The following is a 20,596-nucleotide window of genomic DNA, read 5'->3' as shown; positions in this document are numbered from 1 at the left end:
TTTGATCTGCTATTCACCCCAGCTTTTGCGCCAGCACCGCAATGTGTTCCGGCCCGATCCCGCAGCAACCACCCAAATGGCTGGCACCGCGCTGCTGCCAATCAATTGCCCAATGCAAGTAACCCGGCGGATCAAGATCCTCGCGCAGCGGATCGAGTCCATCATTGGCCGTAGCCTCTTTTGGCTGCGGTGGAAACGCATTGGCGTAAGCGCCAATATGAATATTCACCCCCAGACGCTCGAAGGTTTCACGCGCCGCATCAATCGCTGCGCCAATCACTTCCGGCTGACTGCAATTGAACAACAGCGTCTCGACGCCCAACTCAGCCGCCACCGCCGCCGCTTCGGCGACCGGCTCGCCAGAGCGCAGGCGCGGCACTTCATCGGTGTCTTCATCCTTCAAGGTGAACGACAACCAGAACGGTTTGCCATCCTTCGGCAACCCAGCGTGAATAGCTCGCGCCTCAATGATCGAACTCTGGGTTTCCGCCAGCCACAGATCTACATGCGGAGCCAGGCCATTGACCAAGGGCGCGAGCAACTCGGTCACTCGGTCGGCGTTGAACAGATCCGGACGATAGGAGCCGAACAGCGGCGGCAATGAGCCGGCCACGCGCACGGATTTTCCCGATGTCTGCACCGCACGCCGCGCCAGTTCGCCAGCCAACGCGGCCAACGTCTGCCCTTCGGCAGCGAAACGCTCTTCGCCAATGTGGAACGGCACCACGGCATAACTGTTGGTGGTAATCACGTTGGCGCCACTGGCGATATAAGCCGCGTGTACCGCCTCGACCGCTTGCGGTGCTTCGCTCAACGCCAGCGCCGACCACTCTGGCTGGCGAAATGGCGCACCGGCGCGCTGCAGTTCACGGCCCATGCCGCCATCGAGAATAATCGTGCTTCCTGCGCCCATATGCTTTTCACTCATATGCTTATGAAAATAACTCACTATCAGAGTCGTTCTTATAACTATTTAATACGCACCATTCGGTTAATAACAACCTCTTTTTTGCTCAGGGATCGACTGTGAAATTTCAACCGCTACAGGCCCTGGGCCTGATGATTCTGGCCGCCTCCACGCAAGCCATTGCTGGCACGACACTGGACCGTATCGAGCAAAAGAAAGAACTGGTCGGCGTGCTGATGGAAAGCTATCCACCGTTCTCGTTTCTCAATGACCAGAACCAACTCGACGGCTTCGACGTTGATGTCGCCAAAGCGGTGGCTGACAAGTTAGGCGTCAAGTTGCGGCTCGAAACGCCGTCGTGGGACGTGATTGCGGCCGGCCGCTGGAGCGGGCGCTACGATATCTGCATCTGCTCGATGACGCCGAGCAAGGCCCGCGCCGAAGTGTTCGATTTCCCGGTCGAGTACTACGCCTCGCCCGCAGTGATCGTAGTCAACGCCAAGGATGAGCGGATTCACGCTGCCAAGGACTTGAGTGGCAAAAAAGTCGGCCTCACCAGCGCGTCCAGTTACGAAAGCTATCTGAACAAGAACCTTGTCATCGAAGGTGCCGAAGACACGCAGTTGCAGTACCCGTTCGACGATGTGCAGATCGCTCCGTACGATACCGACAACGTCGCCTTCCAGGATTTGGGGCTGGGCGCTGGCGTGCGCCTGGATGCCATCCTCACCAACCTCGTCACCGCGCAGCCACGCCTGAACGAAGACAAACGCTTCAAACTGGCGGGTCCGGCGCTGTATTCGGAGCCGAATTCGGTGGCCATCGAAAAGGGTGACGCGCAATGGGATGCCAAAGTGCGTGAGGTGTTCGCGCAACTGAAACAGGACGGCACCCTGAGCCAGCTGTCGCAAAAATGGATCGGCGCTGATATCAGCCAATGACTTCTTTCCCGACACCTCCCCAGCCACCGCAATCGGTGGCTGAAACTCGCCTGCAACGCTTGTTCGGTTTTCGTACGCGGCTGTACCTGACATGGGCAGCGCTGTTCTGCCTGTTCGCCGGGTTCTTCCTGAGCTTCGACCTGAAGTTCTCGATCATCCTCGACAAACTGCCCAACCTGGTCGGCCTGCACCTGGCGCCCAATGGCTTTTTGCAAGGCGCGGCGCTGACGCTTTTCCTCTGTGCCTGCTCGATTGTCGCCTCGTCCCTGCTGGGTTTCATCACCGCATTGGCACGTCTTTCGAAAAGCGCAGTAGCGTTCGGCATCGCCAGTTTTTACACCTCGTTCTTTCGCGGCACGCCACTGCTCATCCAGATCCTGCTGATCTACCTGGGCTTGCCGCAACTGGGCATCGTGCCTGGCGCCATCGTCGCGGGGATCATTGCCCTGTCGTTGAACTACGGCGCCTATCTCAGCGAGATCTTTCGCGCCGGCATCCTCGGGGTCGACCACGGCCAACGCGAAGCTTCGCTGGCACTGGGTATGCGCGAGACAGTGATTTTCTGGCGCATCACCCTGCCGCAAGCCATGCGCACGATCATCCCGCCCACGACGAACCAGTTCATCTCGATGCTCAAGGACTCGTCGCTGATTTCGGTGATGGGCGTCTGGGAAGTGATGTTTCTCGCCCAGTCATACGGGCGCTCAAGCTACCGCTACATCGAAATGCTGACGACGGCGGCGATCATTTACTGGCTGATGTCGATTGGCCTGGAGTTGATTCAGGCGCGCATGGAGCGGCACTACGGCAAGGCTTACGTGCGACGGAGCTAGGGCGATCGGCACATTGCGGGCTGCGTCGGGTTTCAATTGGTCTCTCGGCGTACCCGCACAACGCCCATTTTCAGGCCAAACAATCGGAATATTGAGTCCAACGACCTCAACGTCTGATTGCCCTCAGCGTGCTCTATGTGTATCAACGTGCGGACCGAAATTTTGCACATCTTAGCGAATTGGATTTGATGCAGCCCTGTCACCTCCACTCGTAAACGGCGGACGGCTTCGCTGATTTCTAATGTCCCGTCGGCCAGCGCTTCCTGGATGCTTTCGATGAGCGCCATGCGCTCAGCTACCGTCAGGCTCATTGCAGATCCCACGCTTTCATTTCCTCTACTTTTAAATGCATTTCAACAGAGCCTTCATTGATGCCGGATGCAATGTAGTGAATTCAAAGCCTGATAGAACGCCAAAATCTGCAACAAAATGCAGATCTACCCCTGATAAGCGAAGTCTGAATGCAAAACAATGCAGATCAGCCATCGACATCATTCTGTAAAAACCCTTCGCTATACAGGACGGCCCGCTTATAACAAGAAGGCCGTCCACTCATGCCGTTCCCGCCCCAGCGTCTGTCCCTCGCCATTGCCCTGTTGATCGCTGCCACGACAGCCCACGGCAAAACCGTGCAGATCGACACCGCCACCACTGCAGCGCAAACGTTGGGTGGCAGCGACACGTTGACGATTTCTGCGCCGGGCAGCATCACCAATAGCGGCAAGACCGTGAGCCTGAAAGACAGCACCAGCGGTGCCGGTGTGGTGATCGACAACGCCGGCAAAATCGTTTCCAGCGGCGGCCGGGCCATCGACAGCAGCGGCGACCTGACCCAGGCGCGCAACTACACAATCTACAACCGCAGCGGCGGGCAGATTCTCGGCGCCAACGACGCCTTGCGCATCGACAGCAACTTCGTCAGTGGCAGCCTGTTGATCGACAACAGCGGCGTGATTCGCTCAACCACGGGCCAAGGTCTGGACCTCGATGCGCTGCGCAGCGACGGGGTGAAAACCACCATCATCAACCGTGCCGGCGGGCTGATTCGCGGCGACGCCAGCGACGGCATGAAGACCGGTGCCAACGCGACGATTACAAACTACGGCGAGATCTCCACCGGCGATTCGCACAATGCCGACGAGAAGTTCGACGGCATCGACATCGATTCCGCAAGTGGTGTCAGCGTGACCAACTATGGAGTGATTTCCGGCGGCCGGCATGGCATCACTACCGACCTTGGCGCGACGCTGCTCAACTACGGGCAGGTCACTGGCCGCAATGGTTCCGGGTTCGGTTCCGACGGCGATGGCACGGTGATCAACCACGGCACCATCACAGGCGCTTACTCAGGCTTGCAAGCGAACGGTGATGGCGATGGCGTGGACATCGACAAGATCGCCCACATAGAAAACTACGGGACCATCCAGGGCATCGGTGCCGGCGGTGTGGACAAGGGCGGTTTCGCCAATGGCAGCGAAGGTATCGCCCTCGGTGGTGGCTACATTCTCAACGCCAACAGCGCTTTGATCAGCGGCGCCGACAGTGCCATTCTGGTCGACGATGGCAGCGGCGGTTCGGGGCTGGCGGCGACTACACTGGAAAACTTCGGCACCATTCAAGGCCTCAACGGGTTCGGCGTGAAATTCGTCGGCGAGTTCGCCGACAGCGTCAACAACGGCGGTACGATCAGTGGCAGCAATGGCCTGGCGCTGGACCTGGGTGGCGGCAATGACAGCCTGACCTTGCGCAATGGCAGTCGCTTCGTCGGTGTTGTCGACGGCGGCAGCGGTTATGACCGGGTGGTGATGGATGACGCGGCCGGTGGCAGCTTCGGCGCCAGTCGCAACTTCGAATGGCTGGAGGTCAAGCAAGGAGCCTGGACGCTGACCGGCCATGACGATTTCAGCGATGGCGGCGCAGTGCGCAACGGCGCGACACTGCTCAACCAAGGCAGCATCGCCGGTAACCTGAGCGTTGACGCCGGCGGTGTGTATGCCGGTGGCGGTTCGGTGGGCAGCCTCAACGTCAACGGCACATTGCGCACCGACACCAGCCTCGGTCGCGCAACCATCGTTCGCGATTTGAACATGGGCAGCGCCGCCACCCTCGCCTACGGCGTCAACGCCGACGGCAGCAGCGCGCCGGTACAGGTCGGCGGCATCGCCAATCTCAACGGCGCAACCCTCGCGGTGAATCCCGGCAGCGGCACGTACCCGTGGCAGAGCCATTACACCGTGCTGCAGGCGGCGCAGGTCAACGGCACCTTTGGCAAGATCAGCAGCGACTATGCGTTTCTGACGCCGACCCTCGCCTACACGCCCACCCAGGTCGACCTGACCTACACCCGCAATGACGTGGCCTTCAATGCGTTCGCCGCGACCGGCAATGGTACAAACGCCGCCAACAGCCTGGCCTCGATCGGCAAAAACAACGCTCTGTACAACGCCTTGCTCAACACCACCCAAAACAGCGCCGGTGCGGCCATCGAGCAACTGGCCGGTGCCAGCAACGCCAACCTGACCAGCGCCACCCTCGGCGCCAGCAGCCAGGTTGGCAGCAGCATGCTCTCGGCCATGCAGCAAATGGCCGGCAGCCCGGGACTGATGGTCGGTCTCGATCAGCGCGACACACCCGTGCTGGCGGCCAATGGCGTGCCCTCCGAGACGCGCAATCTGAATGATCCGAACGCGCGCGGGCGGCTCTGGCTGCAAGGCATCGGCGGCTACGGCAAGCTCGATGGCGAGCATGGCAGCAGTGGCCTTGAACAACGCACCAAGGGCAGCGTGCTGGGCGCCGACTGGGCTCTAAATCCGGCGTGGCGCCTGGGTGTACTCGGTGGCTATTCGAAAACCGATCTGGACGCGACCGGCGTCGACGGCAACGTCGAGAGCTGGCACGCCGGGGTTTATGCGCTGCATCAGAATGGTCCGATCGCCGTGCGCCTCGGCGCGGCGTACAGCGGTCATCAAGGTGAAAGCAAACGCACCATCGCCTTCAATGGTTTCAGCGACCGTCCGAAAGGCGATTACGACGCCGACAGCCAGCAAGCCTTCGCCGAACTCGGCTACGCCATGGGCAGCGGCCGGCTCAGCGCCGAGCCATTCGCCAGCCTCGGCTATCAGCGCTACCACCGCGACAGCTACAAGGAAAAAGGTGGCGCCGCCGCGCTGCAAGTCGACGGCCAGATCCAGGACAACTTCAGCAGCACCTTCGGCCTGCGCCTGGCGCACTTGAGCAGCCTGGACAACGGCATGAGCGTGACCCCACGCATGGCCGCTGGCTGGAAACACACTTACGGCGATGTCAGCAGCTCGACGCGTCAGGCGTTTGTGACCGGCGGCACGGCGTTCAGTGTCGATGGCAGCTCGCTGGATCGCGACAGTCTGGTGCTGGAAGCCGGGCTGGATGTAGGGATCTCGGCGCGGCATACATTGGGTGTGGGATACAGCGGCGAGATCGGCAGCAACAGCCGCAACCACGGGCTGATCGGGCAGTGGCAGATGAGTTTTTGAGGGTTGAACAGCCGGCGGGGTCTTGATTGGCTGTAGGAAAAAGGACCGCTGCAGCCGAGTAAAAGGCTTGGTTGCGGATCTGAGGGTCATTTTCTACAAAATGATCCGACGTCGCCTGCAAGCGTGCGGGAAGCAGCCGACATCGGATTTTGGGGTGCATCAATAGAGTTGGGTCTTCTTCCAAAGAGAGGCCCAACCCGATGCCCACTCAACACATATTCAAACCAAAACACTTGGCTTTGGCCATTTCGCTGGCACTGGGTTGCGTAGCGTTTGCCAACGCTCAGCAACCCTCTGAAGTCGCTGATTCACCCGCAATAATGGATGCTGCAGAATCGTCCGAAACCAGCCATAAAGAAATGGCGCTTGAACGACTCAGGGCATTTCTCACTGCCCCAAGTACGGTGCCCATCGCTTTTGAAACCCCTGAAAAAACTTTTAAAGGTACCGCTGTAAACGATCTGATCACGCTCACGGACGGCGCAAGCTTTACGGGCCTGCTGGATGGTGGCGAGGGGGATAACGTCCTCTTTTTGAATGCCGCTGAAGGCGGAGAGTTGAAAGACACACGTAACTTCAACGGTCTATTTCTCGCTCGAGGAGCCTGGACGTCGAGTTCCAAGGGAGACTTCAAGGAAGGTGTGCTGGTGAACAGTGGTACCGCTCTGACCAACTTGGGAAGCATCAAGGGCGACGTCTATGTCGCGAGGGGTGGCAGCTTTGCAGGTAAAGGTGCGGTGGGAGGCTTGGAGGTCGACGGCCTGCTTACCGTCAATGGAGCGCTAGGCAGTCCGCGAGTGAAAGGAAATTTGCGCCTGTCTCCAACCGCCGAACTGGCTTACGAGGTCACTCCCGATGGCAGTCAAACGATCAAAGTCGATGGCACCGCCAGGCTGGAAGGCGCCACTCTGAATGTCATTGCCGCTCCGGGAGAATATCCGCAAAGCAAACAGTACAAAATCATCGAAGCCAGCAATGTCGAAGGTGAATTCGGTAAGGTCCTTAACAACCTCGCCTTCATGACAGCCACACCTCAATACAACAAAAAATCCGTCGGACTGACTTACGCCCGTAACGGTGAGCCACTTGCGGGCGCTGCCACGACAGACAACGCTCGCGCCGCTGGCGAAAGCATTGTCGAACCACAAGCGCCTGCGCCTTCCACGGCTTCAACTCCAACGCCATTGATTGCGTCCGCAGCGGTTCCAGTTCCGACCTCAGCGTTGACTTCCGTTGCAGAGTCCATCCCATCGCCACTACAGGAGAAACCTCTTACTGCGCAAGTTAACGAGTCCGCCGAACAGCCCGCACCTGCGCCAATAAAACCTGCAAACGCAGCAGTCGCCGCGCTTCTGACCAGCGACAAAACCACCGCACCTGTCGCCCTCGAACAACTCGCCGCCGGCAGCAACGCCAACCTCGCCAAAGCCACGCTGAGCAGTATCACCCCCGTGAGCGCGAGCATGCTCTCGGCCATGCAACAACTGAATAGCCGTTACGGCTCTGCTTACAGATCCGGCAACTCGCCGCGTCAGGCGACCGCCGCGGCCGATTCCGGTCGGGTATGGATTCAGGCGCTCGGCCATGGCGGCAAGGTCGATCGCGAGTTCGACAGCACCCTCAAACACGCGACCCAGGGTCTGGTCATGGGCGCCGACTGGCGGCTCGATGAGCAATGGCATATCGGCCTGATCGGCGGTAAATCGCAGACCAGACTGGACGCTCGGCAATACGATGGCGACCTCGACAGCTGGCACCTCGGTGCCTACGCCGTGCGCCAGGACGGACCATTCTCACTGCGTCTCGGGGCGACATACGCCAGCCATGACGGCGACAGCAAACGTCGGGTGGCCTTCAACGGCTTCAGCGATCGACTCAAGGGCAATTACGACGCCAATACCCAGCAAGCCTTTGCCGAACTGGCGGTCAATGTCGGCCGCCACAACGCCACGCTCGAACCGTTTGCCAGCCTCGGCTATCAGCGCTACCAGCGCGACAGCTACAGCGAAAAAGGTGGGGATGCGGCGCTGAAAGTCTTTGGGCAAACCCGCGACAACCTCAGCAGCACCTTCGGCCTGCGCACGGCAAAAATCAATCGACTGGATAACGGCATGACGTTGACGCCGCGCTTCAGTGCCGGCTGGAAACATACCTTTGGCGAGATTGAAAGCGACACCCGCCAGCAACTGCTCAAGGGTGGCAAACGCTTTGAGGTTGCCGGTGCAGCGCTGGATCGCAACAGCCTGTCGGTGGATGCCGGCCTCGATCTGGGCCTTTCAGCCAATCACACAGTCGGCGTGGGTCTCACCGGAGAAATAGCCACTGACAGCCGCACTCACGGCGTGATGGGCCAATGGCGCATGGCGTTCTAACGGCCTGAACATCGTCACTGTGGGAGCGAGCCTGCTCGCGAATGCGATCTGTCAGTTGAAAAAATATCGACTGACACTCCTCTTCGCGAGCAGGCTCGCTCCCACATAGGTCTCATGTGATGCAGACAAATTCCGCATGAAAAAAAAGGGGAGCACATGCCCCCCCGAGGTTTAAAGCGTTGTATCGCGGCCGTTATCTCAGCCTTCGATCTCGATCAGGATTTCACCCGGATTGACCCGATCACCCTTGGCCACATGAATCGCGGTGACCTTGCCGGCAATCGCAGCCTGGACTTCGGTTTCCATCTTCATCGCTTCGGTGATCAGCACAGCCTGGCCCGCCTTGACGGTGTCGCCCTCCTTGACCAGCACATCGACGATGTTGCCCGGCATGGTGGTGCTGACGTGGCCCGGCGCCGACGCTTGCTTGCGCTTGCTGCTGCCACCACTGACGAATTCGTTGAGCGGCTCGAACACCACCTCTTCCGGCATGCCGTCGATGGACAGGTAGAAGTGACGCTTGCCTTCAGACTTGACGCCAACACCGGTGATGTCGACGCGGTAGGTTTCACCGTGCACATCGATGACGAACTCGGTCGGTACGCCTTCGCCGCCCGCCGAAGCAACGCTGCCAGCCTCTGGGATCGGCAGCAGCACTTCCGGCGTGAGGGTGCCAGCGGCACGCTCTTCGAGGAACTTGCGACCGATGTCCGGGAACATGGCGAAGGTCAGTACGTCTTCTTCGGACTTGGCCAGTGCGCCGATATCGGCACGCAGCTTGGTCATTTCCGGCTTGAGCAGGTCCGCCGGACGCACATCGATAACTTCTTCGCTGCCGATCGCCTGACGACGCAGCTTCTCGTTGACCACGCCCGGCGCCTTGCCGTAGCCGCCTTGCAAGTAGAGCTTCACTTCGTTGGTGATGGTCTTGTAGCGCTCGCCGGCCAGCACGTTGAAGAAAGCCTGGGTGCCGACGATCTGCGAAGTCGGAGTCACCAGTGGCGGGAAGCCAAGGTCTTCACGTACACGCGGGATTTCCGCCAGCACTTCGGCCATGCGGTTCAGCGCGCCCTGCTCTTTCAACTGGTTGGCGAGGTTGGAGATCATCCCGCCCGGCACCTGGTTGACTTGCACACGGGTGTCGACGGCGGTGAATTCGCTTTCGAACTGGTGGTACTTCTTGCGCACGGCGTAGAAGTACAGACCTATCTCTTGCAGCAACTCGAGGTTCAGACCGGTGTCGAACTCGGTGCCCTTGAGCGCAGCGACCATCGACTCGGTGCCCGGGTGGCTGGTACCCGATGCGAAGCTGGAGATCGCGGTGTCGATGTGATCGGCACCGTTTTCGATTGCCTTGAGCTGGCACATGGTCGCCAGACCGGCAGTATCGTGCGAGTGGATAAACACTGGCAGCGACTGCTCGGCTTTCAGTGCGCGAACCAGTTCGCCGGTGGCGTACGGGGTCAGCAGACCGGCCATGTCCTTGATCGCCACCGAGTCGCAACCCATGGCTTCCATTTGCTTGGCTTGTGCAACAAACGCATCGATCGTATGCACCGGGCTGGTGGTGTAAGCGATGGTGCCCTGGGCATGTTTGCCGGCCGCTTTCACCGCTTCGATGGCCACGCGCAGGTTCCGCACGTCGTTCATCGCGTCGAAGATGCGGAACACGTCGATGCCATTGACCGCAGCTTTGGCGACGAAGGCTTTGACCACGTCGTCGCTGTAGTGGCGATAGCCCAACAGGTTCTGGCCGCGCAGGAGCATTTGCAGACGCGTGTTAGGCAGTGCCGCGCGCAGTTGGCGCAGACGCTCCCACGGATCTTCCTTCAGGAAGCGGACGCAGGCGTCGAACGTCGCGCCGCCCCAGCATTCCAGCGACCAGTAGCCGACTTTGTCGAGCTTGTCGCAGATCGGCAACATGTCTTCGGTGCGCATGCGGGTGGCGAGCAGCGATTGGTGAGCGTCGCGCAGGATGGTATCGGTAACGAAGATCTTCTTGGACATTGTTGTATTCCTCACAGGCCTGCGTGGGCGGCGATGGCGGCGGCGATGGCCAGGGCCAGCTCTTCGGGTTTGCGCTTGATCGAGTAGTTGGTCAGTTCAGGGTGGCTTTCAACGAAGCTGGTATTGAACTGGCCGCTACGGAATTCCGGGTTGCGCAGGATTTCCTGGTAGTACGCGGCGGTGGTCTTCACGCCTTGCAGGCGCATGTCGTCCAGCGCACGCAGGCCACGGTCCATCGCCTCTTCCCAGGTCAGTGCCCAGACCACCAGCTTCAGGCACATCGAGTCGTAGAACGGCGGAATGGTGTAGCCGGTGTAGATCGCTGTGTCGGTGCGCACACCCGGGCCGCCGGGGGCGTAATAACGGGTGATCTTGCCGAAGCTCGGCAGGAAGTTGTTCTTCGGGTCTTCGGCGTTGATGCGGAACTGCAACGCGAAACCACGGTGCTGAATGTCTTCCTGCTTCACCGACAACGGCAGGCCGGAGGCGATGCGAATCTGCTCGCGGACGATGTCGATCCCGGTGATTTCTTCGGTGATGGTGTGTTCCACCTGCACCCGGGTGTTCATCTCCATGAAGTACACCTCGCCCTCGGCGAGCAGAAACTCCACAGTACCGGCGTTCTCGTAACCGACAGCCTTGGCCGCACGCACCGACAGGTCGCCGATGTAGGCGCGCTGTTCCGGGGTCAATTGCGGGCTCGGGGCGATTTCGATGAGTTTCTGATTGCGGCGCTGGATCGAGCAATCACGCTCGAACAGGTGCACGACGTTGCCGAAGCTGTCGCCGAGAATCTGCGCTTCGATGTGCTTGGGATTGACGATGCATTTTTCCAGGAACACTTCGGCAGAACCGAAGGCCTTGGTCGCTTCGGAAATCACCCGAGGGAAATTCTGTTCGAGTTCTTCGCGGCTGTTGCAGCGACGGATACCGCGACCGCCACCACCGGAAGTGGCTTTGAGCATCACCGGGTAACCGATGCGGTCGCCCTCGGCCAAGGCTTCTTCGATGTCCGCTACGTTGCCTTCGGTGCCCGGCGTCACCGGTACGCCAGCCTTGATCATGCTGCGGCGCGCTTCGGTCTTGTCGCCCATGCGGCGGATGACTTCTGCCGACGGGCCAATGAATTTGATCCCGCGCTCGGCGCAGATGTCAGCCAGTTCAGCGTTTTCCGAGAGGAAACCGTAACCGGGATGCAGTGCATCGCAGCCGGTTTCAACTGCAAGGTTCACCAGCTTGCGCGGGTTCAGGTAACCGGCCAGTGGCTCGGCACCGATGCTGTGGGCCTCATCCGCACGCTTCACATGCAACGCATGACGGTCGGCGTCGGAAAAAATCGCAACCGAGCGAATGCCCATTTCAGCGCAGGCTCGCACGATTCGTACGGCAATCTCACCACGGTTGGCGATCAGGATCTTTGTTATCACTTGGAGGTTCCCTTGAGCCGGTGGCACCACGACCTGCTAGACCCAGGTCGACGCGTGACCAAATGTTTCAATTTGGTCGCAGGTCCACACTAGCGCTCATGAGGGATTAACAAAAATGAATAAAAATTGGGTCAGTCATAAGTAAAGACTTATAGTTGAAACATCCGCCAGCCGTCAGAGCCTGTATAAAATGCGTAAGTCCTTGATGCGTATGACATTGCGTCAATTGCAGATCTTCAACGAGGTATGCGATTTACGCTCTTACAGCCGTGCAGCCGAGGAAATGTCTCTCACACAACCGGCCGTCAGCCTACAGATTCGTCAGCTCGAGGAGCTAATCGGCCAGCCATTATTCGATTATGTCGGCAAAAAACTCTACATGACCGAAGCCGCCGAAGCACTTCAGCGTGCCAGTCGAGACATTTTTGGCCGCCTGGAAAACCTCGATATGCAGCTGTCGGACATGCAGGGATCGCTGCAAGGTCAGCTAAAACTGGCGGTAGAATCCAGTGCAAAATATTTCGTGCCGCACTTGTTCGCAGCATTCAAGCACCAGCACCCGGAAGTGAATCTGCAACTGACCGTGGTCAACCGTGGCCAGGTGATTCGCAGACTTTCGGACAACCGCGACGACCTGGTGATCATGTCGATGGTGCCGCAGGACATGGGCCTGGAATTCCTGCCGTTTCTGAACAACCCGATTGTTGCCGTGGCGCGCCCGGATCACCCGTTGGCGCACATGGGCCCGCTGCGTTTGCAGGATCTGGAACCCTACACGCTGCTGATCCGCGAACCCGGCTCGGGGACACGACTGGCTTGCGAAGAGTATTTCAAAGAGAAGCGCGTGCACTTCACCCAGACCCAGGAAGTGGCCTCGGCCGAAGCTCAGCGCGAATGCGTGGCGGCGGGTCTGGGCCTGGCGCTGTTGACGCGCCACGCCCTTAACCTGGAGCTGGCGACCGGCGGGCTGGTGGAACTGCCGATCGAAGAACTGCCGCTGCTGCGTAGCTGGTGCCTGGTGCAGGCCAAGGCGAAACGCCTGTCACCGGTGGCGCACGCCTTCCTGGCGTTTATCCGCAGCGAGCGTGTGCAGATCAGCGCGCTGGTTGAGCGCTTCGACGGGAAGCTGAAGGTGCTGCCTGCCAGTGATTGATCTCGGGAAAGTCGCCGATTTCGGCCTGAAGCTGGCGGAGTTCGAAGCGATCTTCGATAGCGCGACGGAATTCCATGCGGCGCTGGTCTTCCTGCTGACGACGGGTTTTCGCGGCGCTGTTGCGTTCTTCGTAGGGCTGAGCCATTTCGAGTCTCCCAAGGCGATTACGGGAGTTTCACGATAGGCGTGGGGGATGACGGTTTGGCTGCGTGTGGATGACAGTGCGATGAAACTTGCGCAGGGGTGTGATGTTTTTGAGGACGCCTTCGCGAGCAGGCTCGCTCCCACATTTGATCTCGGTGTGACACAGAATTTGTGTACCTCGAAGATCCCCTGTGGGAGCGAGTCTGCTCGCGAATAAGGCGGAACGACCTTAGTTGGCTTCAGTCATCCAGCGCTTTGGCAGCCTTTGGCGACAAGCGCAAGCTGCGCAAACTGCGCTTCACGCTCTTGAGGTGATTGACCAGGCTCGGCCCGCGCGCCATGGCCACGCCCATCGCCAGCACATCGATCACCACCAGGTGTGCGATACGCGAGGTCAGCGGCGTATAGATTTCGGTGTCTTCATGCACATCGATCGCCAGATTGACGGTCGACAATTCGGCCAGAGGTGTCTGGCTCGGGCACAAGGTAATCAACGAAGCGCCGCTCTCACGCACCAGATTGGCGGTGATCAGCAAATCCTTGGAGCGCCCGGACTGGGAAATGCAGATCGCCACATCGGTCGGCTTCAGCGTCACCGCCGACATCGCCTGCATGTGCGGATCGGAATACGCCGCTGCCGTCAGCAGCAAACGGAAGAACTTGTGCTGCGCATCCGCCGCCACTGCGCCCGAGGCACCGAAGCCGTAGAACTCGACACGCTGCGCCTGCGACATCAGCGTCACGGCACGCTGCAACTCAACCGGATCGAGCTTCTCGCGAACCTCCATCAAGGTGTGCAACGTGGTGTCGAAAATCTTCAGGCTGTAATCGGCAACCGAATCGTCTTCGTGGATCGCGAACTGGCCAAAGCTGGCACCGGCAGCCAGACTTTGCGCCAGTTTGAGTTTGAGATCCTGAAAACCGGAGCAACCGATGGCGCGACAGAAGCGCACGATGGTCGGCTCACTGATGCCGACGCTGTGGGCCAGATCGGCCATGGAACTGTGCATCACCGCCGCAGGGTCAAGCAGCACGTGGTCGGCGACCTTGAGCTCCGACTTGCGTAACAGGTGACGTGACTGGGCGATGTGTTGCAGCAGATTCAAGGGGCTGGACTCTTCTTATGGGCAAGGATGTAGCACGCTTGTAGTTATACTACATGAATTGGCTTTTTGCCTGCTCAATGCGTAACTCGATGTCCCCATATCAGGCGCGATGAGGTGCATGTAGCCCTTAAAGCGGTTTTTCCTGATCGCGCAAAAGCCCGGCCAGACTGGCAGCTTCTACCGGGCGGCTGATCAGATAGCCCTGCACCTCATCGCAACGCTCGGCGCGTAAAAACTCCAGCTGATCCTGTCGCTCGACGCCTTCAGCCACTACTTTCAGTGACAGCCCATGAGCCATGGCAATGATCGCGCGGGTAATCGCCGCATCCTCGCTCCCTTCGCCCAGGCCACGAATGAATGCCTGATCGATCTTCACGTAGTCCACCGGAATGCGCTTGAGGTAACTCAACGACGAATAGCCGGTGCCAAAGTCATCAATGGCCAGTTTCACCCCCAGATCGCGCAGTTGCTGGAAGGTCGCGATGATGTGTTCGACGCTGTCGAGCAACTGGCTTTCAGTCAGTTCCAGTTCGAGGTAGTGCGGCGCCAGACCGGTTTCTTCCAGCACCTGCCGCACCAGACTGACCAGTTTGCCCTGGCGCAATTGATGCACCGACAGGTTCACCGAAACGCGGATCGGCTCCAACCCTTGGCGCTGCCACTCGCAGGCCTGCCAGCACGCCTGACGCAGGACGAATTCGCCGATTGGCCCGATCAAACCGGTTTCCTCCGCCAGCCCGATGAAATCCCCCGGCGGCACCCGGCCCATGCTCGGATGATCCCAGCGCACCAGCGCTTCCGCCGCATTCAAGCGTCCGGTTTGCAGGCACAGCTTGGGCTGATAGAACACTTTCAGCTGCTTTTCTTCGATGGCTTTGCGCAACTGGTTTTCCAGTTGCAAGCGCTCGAGGGTGCTGGCCTGCAAGCTGTCGGTGTAGAACTGAAAATTGTTGCCGCCCAAGTGCTTGGCATGTTGCATGGCCATGTTCGACTGGCTGACCAGCGCAGAAATCTCCCGCGCATTGTCCGGCAACATGCTGATGCCCATCGACGCGCTGACCACCAGTTCATGCCCTTCCACGGTCAGCGGCAAGCGTAGTTTGGACGACAACCGCGTAGCCACCCGGGCCAGACTCGACAGGTTGCCGTAGGCATCGAACAGCACCGCAAATTCATCACCGGACAACCGCGCGATGGTGTCGGCTTCTGGCAAGGCGTTGACCAAGCGGCGCGCCATTTTCTGCAGCAACTGGTCGGCAATCTCATGGCCCAAGCTGTCGTTGAGCAGCTTGAAGCGATCCAGATTGATGTGCAGCAACGCCAGACTGCGTCGACCCTGACGCGAACGCTGATGCGCTTCGTGCAAGCGTTCGCGGAACAGCGAGCGGTTGGCCAGACCGGTCAGTTCGTCGTAATGGGTCAGGTATCGCATGCGCTCTTCGGATTCACGCCGCGCTGAAAGATCGGCGAAGAACCCGACGATATGACTGACATTTCCCCGACCATCACGCACCGCATTGAGTTGCAGCCACTGCGGATACAGTTCGCCGTTCTTGCGCGTTTCCACCAGTTCGCCCTGCCAACTGCCGTGCTGCTCCAGTGCATGACGGATCGCCACGTAATGGCGGCGCGCATCGCGGCTGCACGGCAATTCGACAACGTTGCGCCCGAGCATGTCCTCGATGTCGTAACCGGTGACCCGGCTGAACGCCTGATTGATTGCGATCAGCGCGTAATTCGGGTCGAGAATCACGATGCCTTCACTGGCCGCTTCGAACACCGTCGCCGCCAGACGTTGCTGTTCTTCGAGGCTTTTGCTGGCGCTGATGTCGCGACGGGTGCCGACCATGCGGATTACCCGCCCGCTGTCGCTGCGCTCTACCGCGCGGCCCCGATCCTCGATCCAGACCCAATGACCATCGCTGTGACGCACGCGGTATTCGATCTGGTAGTCCTCGGTGCGGCCCTTCAAATGCTCGATCAACGCGTATTTCAGCGTCGGCACATCGTCGGGATGCAGGCGTGGCTTGAGGTCGCGCAGGAGCGCCGTGACGTATTCCGGAGCGAGGCCGAACAGTTCCTGAATCTGTGTGTGGTGGACTTCGTCGGTTTGCAGGTTCCAGTCCCACAGCCCCAACTCACTGGCTTTCAACGCCAGCGCCAGCCGCGCTTCGCTTTTGCTCAGGGCCTGATTGGCTGCATCCAGCTCGCGGCTGCGCTGGGCAACGCGGTCTTCGAGTTCGACCTGAGCTTCACGCAGCTTGCCCTCGGCACAACGCCGATGGTCGATTTCCTTGGCCAACTCCTGATTGAGCTGCTCGCTGCGCAATTGCGTCTGTTGCAGGTGTTCGATCAAGTGCTGATTCTGGAAGCGCCGCAGCAAGCCGCGATCGATCAGCCGATTGACCTGCCACGCCACCACGCTCAGCGAGCCGAGCAGGATCAACCCGAGCCAGCCCCAGCCGCGCGCCTGCTCATCACCGCCCCAGAACAGATAACCGATCGCTGGCAACAGACAGGGCAAGGTAAAGGAAAGAAACGCCGGCAGGCTCACCGCGTAGGCGACACTAGCCGACAGAGTTGCGGCGCCAATCAGGCCGAACACCCACGCCTGCTGCATGAAGTTGTCGGCAGGCACCAGGGCGATGCCGGCACCGGCCAGTGTCAGGCCGGTCATGGTCGAGCCGAGCAGAAACATCCGCCGCCAGATCGGTTGCGCCTGCCGGTCCGGGATGGCCGAGTCGAACGCGGCGACCTGAATCACCCGCAGCGCCACCAGCGACAGCAACCACACCAGCCAGACGCTGACCACGAAGTAACGCTGCGGGCTCCAGAGCAAAGCGGCGCAGACCAGACCATTGATCAACATGAACAGCGTGGGCAACAACGAGCCCTGATACAGCAGACGCGTGCGCTCGACCGACATTTCGACGGCATAGTGCTTGCGGATAACCCGGGGTTCCACAGAGGGGCCCGACAGTTCAGAGCTGAGGGTCATGGGCAACGTTCTTGTTCTTATAAGGAGGGCGTGCGCCCGAAACGTGGACGGAGCATACACAAGCAGCTCCCGTTGCCAAACTGCTCCAGATCACAATTTCAGCGAAACTTTTCCGCCCTTTGCCACCCGCGAAACCCTTGGAGCGCGGCGGGCCGATGCCTGTAGCCAGTGACTGACCGGTCGTCATCGGCAGGAGTTTCATCGGCTAATGCAAAGCTCGGTTTGCCCGGGCCTGCGGCGCACCCTAGAATGCCCCGATGCGCGATGATCTCTCCCTTCTGCTGAATTCCCTCAACGATGCCCAACGCCAGGCCGTAGCAGCCCCCGTTGGCCGTCAGTTGGTCCTGGCCGGCGCCGGTTCCGGTAAAACCCGAGTGCTGGTGCACCGTATCGCCTGGTTGATCCAGGTCGAAAACGCCTCGCCCCACTCCATTCTGTCGGTGACCTTCACCAACAAGGCCGCTGCCGAGATGCGTCACCGCATCGAGCAGTTGCTGGGCATCAACCCGGCGGGCATGTGGGTCGGCACCTTCCACGGCCTGGCGCACCGCTTGCTGCGGGCGCACTGGCAGGAAGCGGGCCTGAGCCAGACCTTCCAGATTCTCGACAGCGACGACCAGCAACGGCTGGTCAAGCGGGTGATACGCGAGCTCGGTCTCGACGAGCAACGCTGGCCGGCGCGTCAAGCGCAGTGGTTCATCAACGGCCAGAAAGACGAAGGCCTGCGTCCGCAACACATTCAGGCCAGCGGTGATTTGTACCTGGCGACCATGCGCGGCATTTACGAAGCCTACGAGGCAGCGTGCCTGCGGGCCGGCGTCATCGATTTCTCCGAACTGCTGCTGCGCGCCCTCGACCTGTGGCGCGATCATCCGGGCCTGTTGGCGCACTACCAGAAGCGCTTCCGCCATATTCTGGTGGACGAATTCCAGGACACCAACGCCGTGCAGTACGCCTGGTTGCGCTTGCTCGGCAAGGGCGGCGACAGCCTGATGGTGGTCGGCGACGACGATCAGTCGATTTACGGCTGGCGTGGCGCGAAGATCGAAAACATTCATCAGTACTCTTCCGACTTCGCCGACTCGGTGACCATTCGTCTGGAGCAGAACTACCGCTCCACCGCCGGCATCCTCAAGGCCGCCAACGCGCTGATTGCCAACAACACCGGCCGCCTCGGTAAAGAGCTCTGGACCGACGGCGGCGACGGCGAAGCAATCAATCTGTACGCCGCGTTCAACGAACACGACGAAGCACGCTACGTTGTCGAAACCATCGAAAGCGCGCTGAAAACCGGCTTGGCCCGCAGCGATATCGCGATTCTGTACCGTTCCAACGCCCAATCACGCGTTCTCGAAGAAGCTTTGCTGCGTGAACGTATTCCGTACCGCATCTACGGTGGTCAGCGCTTCTTCGAGCGTGCGGAAATCAAAAACGCCATGGCTTACCTGCGCTTGCTCGAAGGTCGCGGCAACGATGCGGCGCTGGAACGGGTGATCAATGTGCCCGCCCGTGGCATCGGCGAAAAAACCGTCGAAGCCATCCGTGATCACGCGCGCCACAGCGATGTGTCGATGTGGGAAGCGATGCGTCAACTGGTTGCCAACAAAGGCCTGACCGGTCGCGCGGCCGGTGCACTGGGTGCGTTTATCGAGCTGATCGAGAACCTCGCCGCCAAGTGCATGGAAATGCCGCTGCACCTGATGACGCAAACCGTCATCGAGCAATCCGGCCTCATTGCCTATCACGAAGCGGAAAAAGGCGAGAAAGGCCAGGCCCGGGTAGAGAACCTTGAGGAACTGGTCAGCGCCGCGCGCAACTTCGAGAACACCGAAGAAGACGAAGAACTGACGCCACTGGCAGCATTCCTCGGCCACGCTTCGCTGGAGGCCGGCGACACCCAGGCCGACGAGCACGAAGACAGCATTCAGTTGATGACGCTGCACAGCGCCAAAGGCCTGGAATTCCCCTACGTGTTCCTCGTGGGCATGGAAGAAGGCCTGTTCCCGCACAAGATGAGCCTGGAAGAACCCGGGCGTCTTGAGGAAGAACGGCGCCTGGCCTACGTCGGCATCACCCGGGCGATGCAGAATCTGGTCATGACCTATGCTGAAACCCGACGCCTGTACGGCAGCGAGACCTACAACAAGGTCTCGCGTTTCGTTCGCGAAGTACCGAAGGGCCTGATTCAGGAAGTGCGCCTGTCGAACAGTGTCAGCCGTCCATTCGGCGGTAATCAGTCGATGAGCGGCAGCAACCTGTTCAGCGGCAGCGAGATTCCGGAAACGGGTTTCAGCCTCGGTCAGGCGGTACGGCATTCGATTTTTGGTGACGGTGTGATCCTCAACTTCGAAGGTGCCGGTGCGCAGGCACGGGTGCAGGTGAACTTCAGCGAAGGCAGCAAATGGCTGATGCTCGGTTACGCCAAGCTGGAAGCGATCTGACGCCGATTTCGCTTTTCTGTGGGAGCGAGCCTGCTCGCGAATGAAATCACCGCGGTTGATCTGATAGACCGCGGTGCGGCGTTCGCGAGCAGGCTCGCTCCCACAGGGTTTGGCGGTGGATTATCGAACAAGGACATTTCCATGGGCTCAGGCTTCTTTTCTTCCTGGACATTCTGGGCCTTGCTCTCGGCCACTTTCGCCGCATTGACGGCGATCTTCGCCAAAGTCGGCATCGAAAACGTCAATTCCGACTTCGCCACTCTGCTGCGTACGATTGTGGTACTGGTCAGCCTGGCCTTGATTTTGTACGCAACGGGCCAATATCAGTCATTGGGATCGATCTCCGCCAAGAGCTACCTGTTCCTGCTGTTGTCCGGTCTGGGCACGGGCGCATCGTGGCTGTGCTACTTCCGCGCATTGAAAGTCGGCCCGGCCTCACTGGTCGCTCCGGTGGACAAACTCAGCGTGGTACTGGTGGCGGTGCTCGGCGTGATTCTGCTGGGTGAGAAACTCGACCTGCGCCAATGGGGCGGCATCGGCCTGATCACTGCCGGTGTAGTGATGCTGGCGTTTCGTCGCTAAGCGCGTTTTCTCACTGAACCTGTCCCGATTTCCTACAGCCAAAAGTACATGGCCTTATTGCCCCGACCGAGCTGAACGTAACCTGTCAGGCAAAAGCCCGAAACACTCTCTCGCTAGCCAGTAACACTTCAGCTGTGCAACATGGCGCGCGTGTCTCCACAAACGGGAATTCC

The 20,596-nt window shown here is 59.8% G+C and carries 14 protein-coding genes; 7 read left to right on the top strand and 7 right to left on the bottom strand.

Annotated elements, in window-relative coordinates; genetic code table 11:
• Nucleotides 1–13 precede the first annotated feature (13 nt).
• On the bottom strand, nucleotides 14–913 hold the full coding sequence (locus L8H52_RS16740; protein ID WP_242207878.1) for a homocysteine S-methyltransferase family protein: 900 nt from the start codon (nucleotides 911–913) through the stop codon (nucleotides 14–16).
• Between the two features lie 113 nt (nucleotides 914–1,026).
• On the opposite strand from L8H52_RS16740, the gene L8H52_RS16735 reads away from it, so the two are divergent.
• Nucleotides 1,027–1,848, top strand: coding sequence for an ABC transporter substrate-binding protein (locus L8H52_RS16735; protein ID WP_242207879.1), 822 nt, complete (start codon nucleotides 1,027–1,029; stop codon nucleotides 1,846–1,848).
• Nucleotides 1,845–2,681, top strand: coding sequence for an amino acid ABC transporter permease (locus tag L8H52_RS16730; protein WP_242207880.1), 837 nt, complete (start codon nucleotides 1,845–1,847; stop codon nucleotides 2,679–2,681). The genes L8H52_RS16735 and L8H52_RS16730 overlap by 4 nt, the downstream gene beginning before the upstream one ends.
• Nucleotides 2,682–2,713: 32 nt before the next feature.
• Here the strand turns inward: L8H52_RS16730 and L8H52_RS16725 are convergent, their stop codons facing one another.
• Nucleotides 2,714–2,992 (bottom strand): transcriptional regulator, encoded by a 279-nt coding sequence (locus L8H52_RS16725; RefSeq protein WP_077575106.1) that lies wholly within the window; start codon nucleotides 2,990–2,992, stop codon nucleotides 2,714–2,716.
• A gap of 243 nt (nucleotides 2,993–3,235) precedes the next feature.
• Here L8H52_RS16725 and L8H52_RS16720 point away from each other — a divergent pair, with 243 nt between their 5' ends.
• Both L8H52_RS16720 and L8H52_RS16715 read left to right on the top strand, forming a co-directional pair.
• Nucleotides 3,236–6,193 (top strand): autotransporter outer membrane beta-barrel domain-containing protein, encoded by a 2,958-nt coding sequence (locus tag L8H52_RS16720; RefSeq protein ID WP_242207881.1) that lies wholly within the window; start codon nucleotides 3,236–3,238, stop codon nucleotides 6,191–6,193.
• 200 nt (nucleotides 6,194–6,393) lie between these two features.
• Entirely contained in the window at nucleotides 6,394–8,565 is a 2,172-nt protein-coding gene (locus L8H52_RS16715) for an autotransporter outer membrane beta-barrel domain-containing protein (protein ID WP_242207882.1), read from the top strand.
• Between the two features lie 198 nt (nucleotides 8,566–8,763).
• Here the strand turns inward: L8H52_RS16715 and oadA are convergent, their stop codons facing one another.
• Nucleotides 8,764–10,572 (bottom strand): sodium-extruding oxaloacetate decarboxylase subunit alpha, encoded by a 1,809-nt coding sequence (gene oadA, locus L8H52_RS16710; protein ID WP_242207883.1) that lies wholly within the window; start codon nucleotides 10,570–10,572, stop codon nucleotides 8,764–8,766.
• An 11-nt stretch (nucleotides 10,573–10,583) separates the two neighbouring features.
• Nucleotides 10,584–11,999 (bottom strand): acetyl-CoA carboxylase biotin carboxylase subunit, encoded by a 1,416-nt coding sequence (locus L8H52_RS16705; protein ID WP_025112637.1) that lies wholly within the window; start codon nucleotides 11,997–11,999, stop codon nucleotides 10,584–10,586.
• Between the two features lie 190 nt (nucleotides 12,000–12,189).
• Here L8H52_RS16705 and L8H52_RS16700 point away from each other — a divergent pair, with 190 nt between their 5' ends.
• Nucleotides 12,190–13,152: a LysR family transcriptional regulator gene (locus L8H52_RS16700; protein WP_242207884.1), complete on the top strand. Its 963-nt coding sequence runs from the start codon at nucleotides 12,190–12,192 to the stop codon at nucleotides 13,150–13,152.
• Here the strand turns inward: L8H52_RS16700 and L8H52_RS16695 are convergent.
• The 3 genes from L8H52_RS16695 to L8H52_RS16685 form a co-directional block, all read right to left on the bottom strand.
• Nucleotides 13,094–13,297 (bottom strand): hypothetical protein, encoded by a 204-nt coding sequence (locus L8H52_RS16695; protein WP_194935733.1) that lies wholly within the window; start codon nucleotides 13,295–13,297, stop codon nucleotides 13,094–13,096. The two genes, L8H52_RS16700 and L8H52_RS16695, sit on opposite strands and share 59 nt — an antisense overlap.
• 238 nt (nucleotides 13,298–13,535) lie before the next feature.
• On the bottom strand, nucleotides 13,536–14,402 hold the full coding sequence (gene hexR / locus L8H52_RS16690; RefSeq protein ID WP_007912071.1) for a transcriptional regulator HexR: 867 nt from the start codon (nucleotides 14,400–14,402) through the stop codon (nucleotides 13,536–13,538).
• Between the two features lie 127 nt (nucleotides 14,403–14,529).
• Nucleotides 14,530–17,400 (bottom strand): GGDEF domain-containing phosphodiesterase, encoded by a 2,871-nt coding sequence (locus L8H52_RS16685; RefSeq protein ID WP_242207885.1) that lies wholly within the window; start codon nucleotides 17,398–17,400, stop codon nucleotides 14,530–14,532.
• 257 nt (nucleotides 17,401–17,657) lie between these two features.
• Here L8H52_RS16685 and uvrD point away from each other — a divergent pair, with 257 nt between their 5' ends.
• Both uvrD and L8H52_RS16675 read left to right on the top strand, forming a co-directional pair.
• On the top strand, nucleotides 17,658–19,841 hold the full coding sequence (gene uvrD, locus L8H52_RS16680) for a DNA helicase II (RefSeq protein ID WP_064389631.1): 2,184 nt from the start codon (nucleotides 17,658–17,660) through the stop codon (nucleotides 19,839–19,841).
• A gap of 141 nt (nucleotides 19,842–19,982) precedes the next feature.
• A complete protein-coding gene (locus L8H52_RS16675) occupies nucleotides 19,983–20,423 on the top strand; it encodes an EamA family transporter (RefSeq protein ID WP_016984014.1) in 441 nt (146 codons plus the stop codon).
• Nucleotides 20,424–20,596 lie beyond the last annotated feature (173 nt).

This window comes from Pseudomonas sp. CROZ-RG-20F-R04-15 (genome assembly GCF_022662375.1).
Lineage (GTDB): Bacteria > Pseudomonadota > Gammaproteobacteria > Pseudomonadales > Pseudomonadaceae > Aquipseudomonas.
This window is presented reverse-complemented; position numbering and strand designations above follow the sequence as displayed.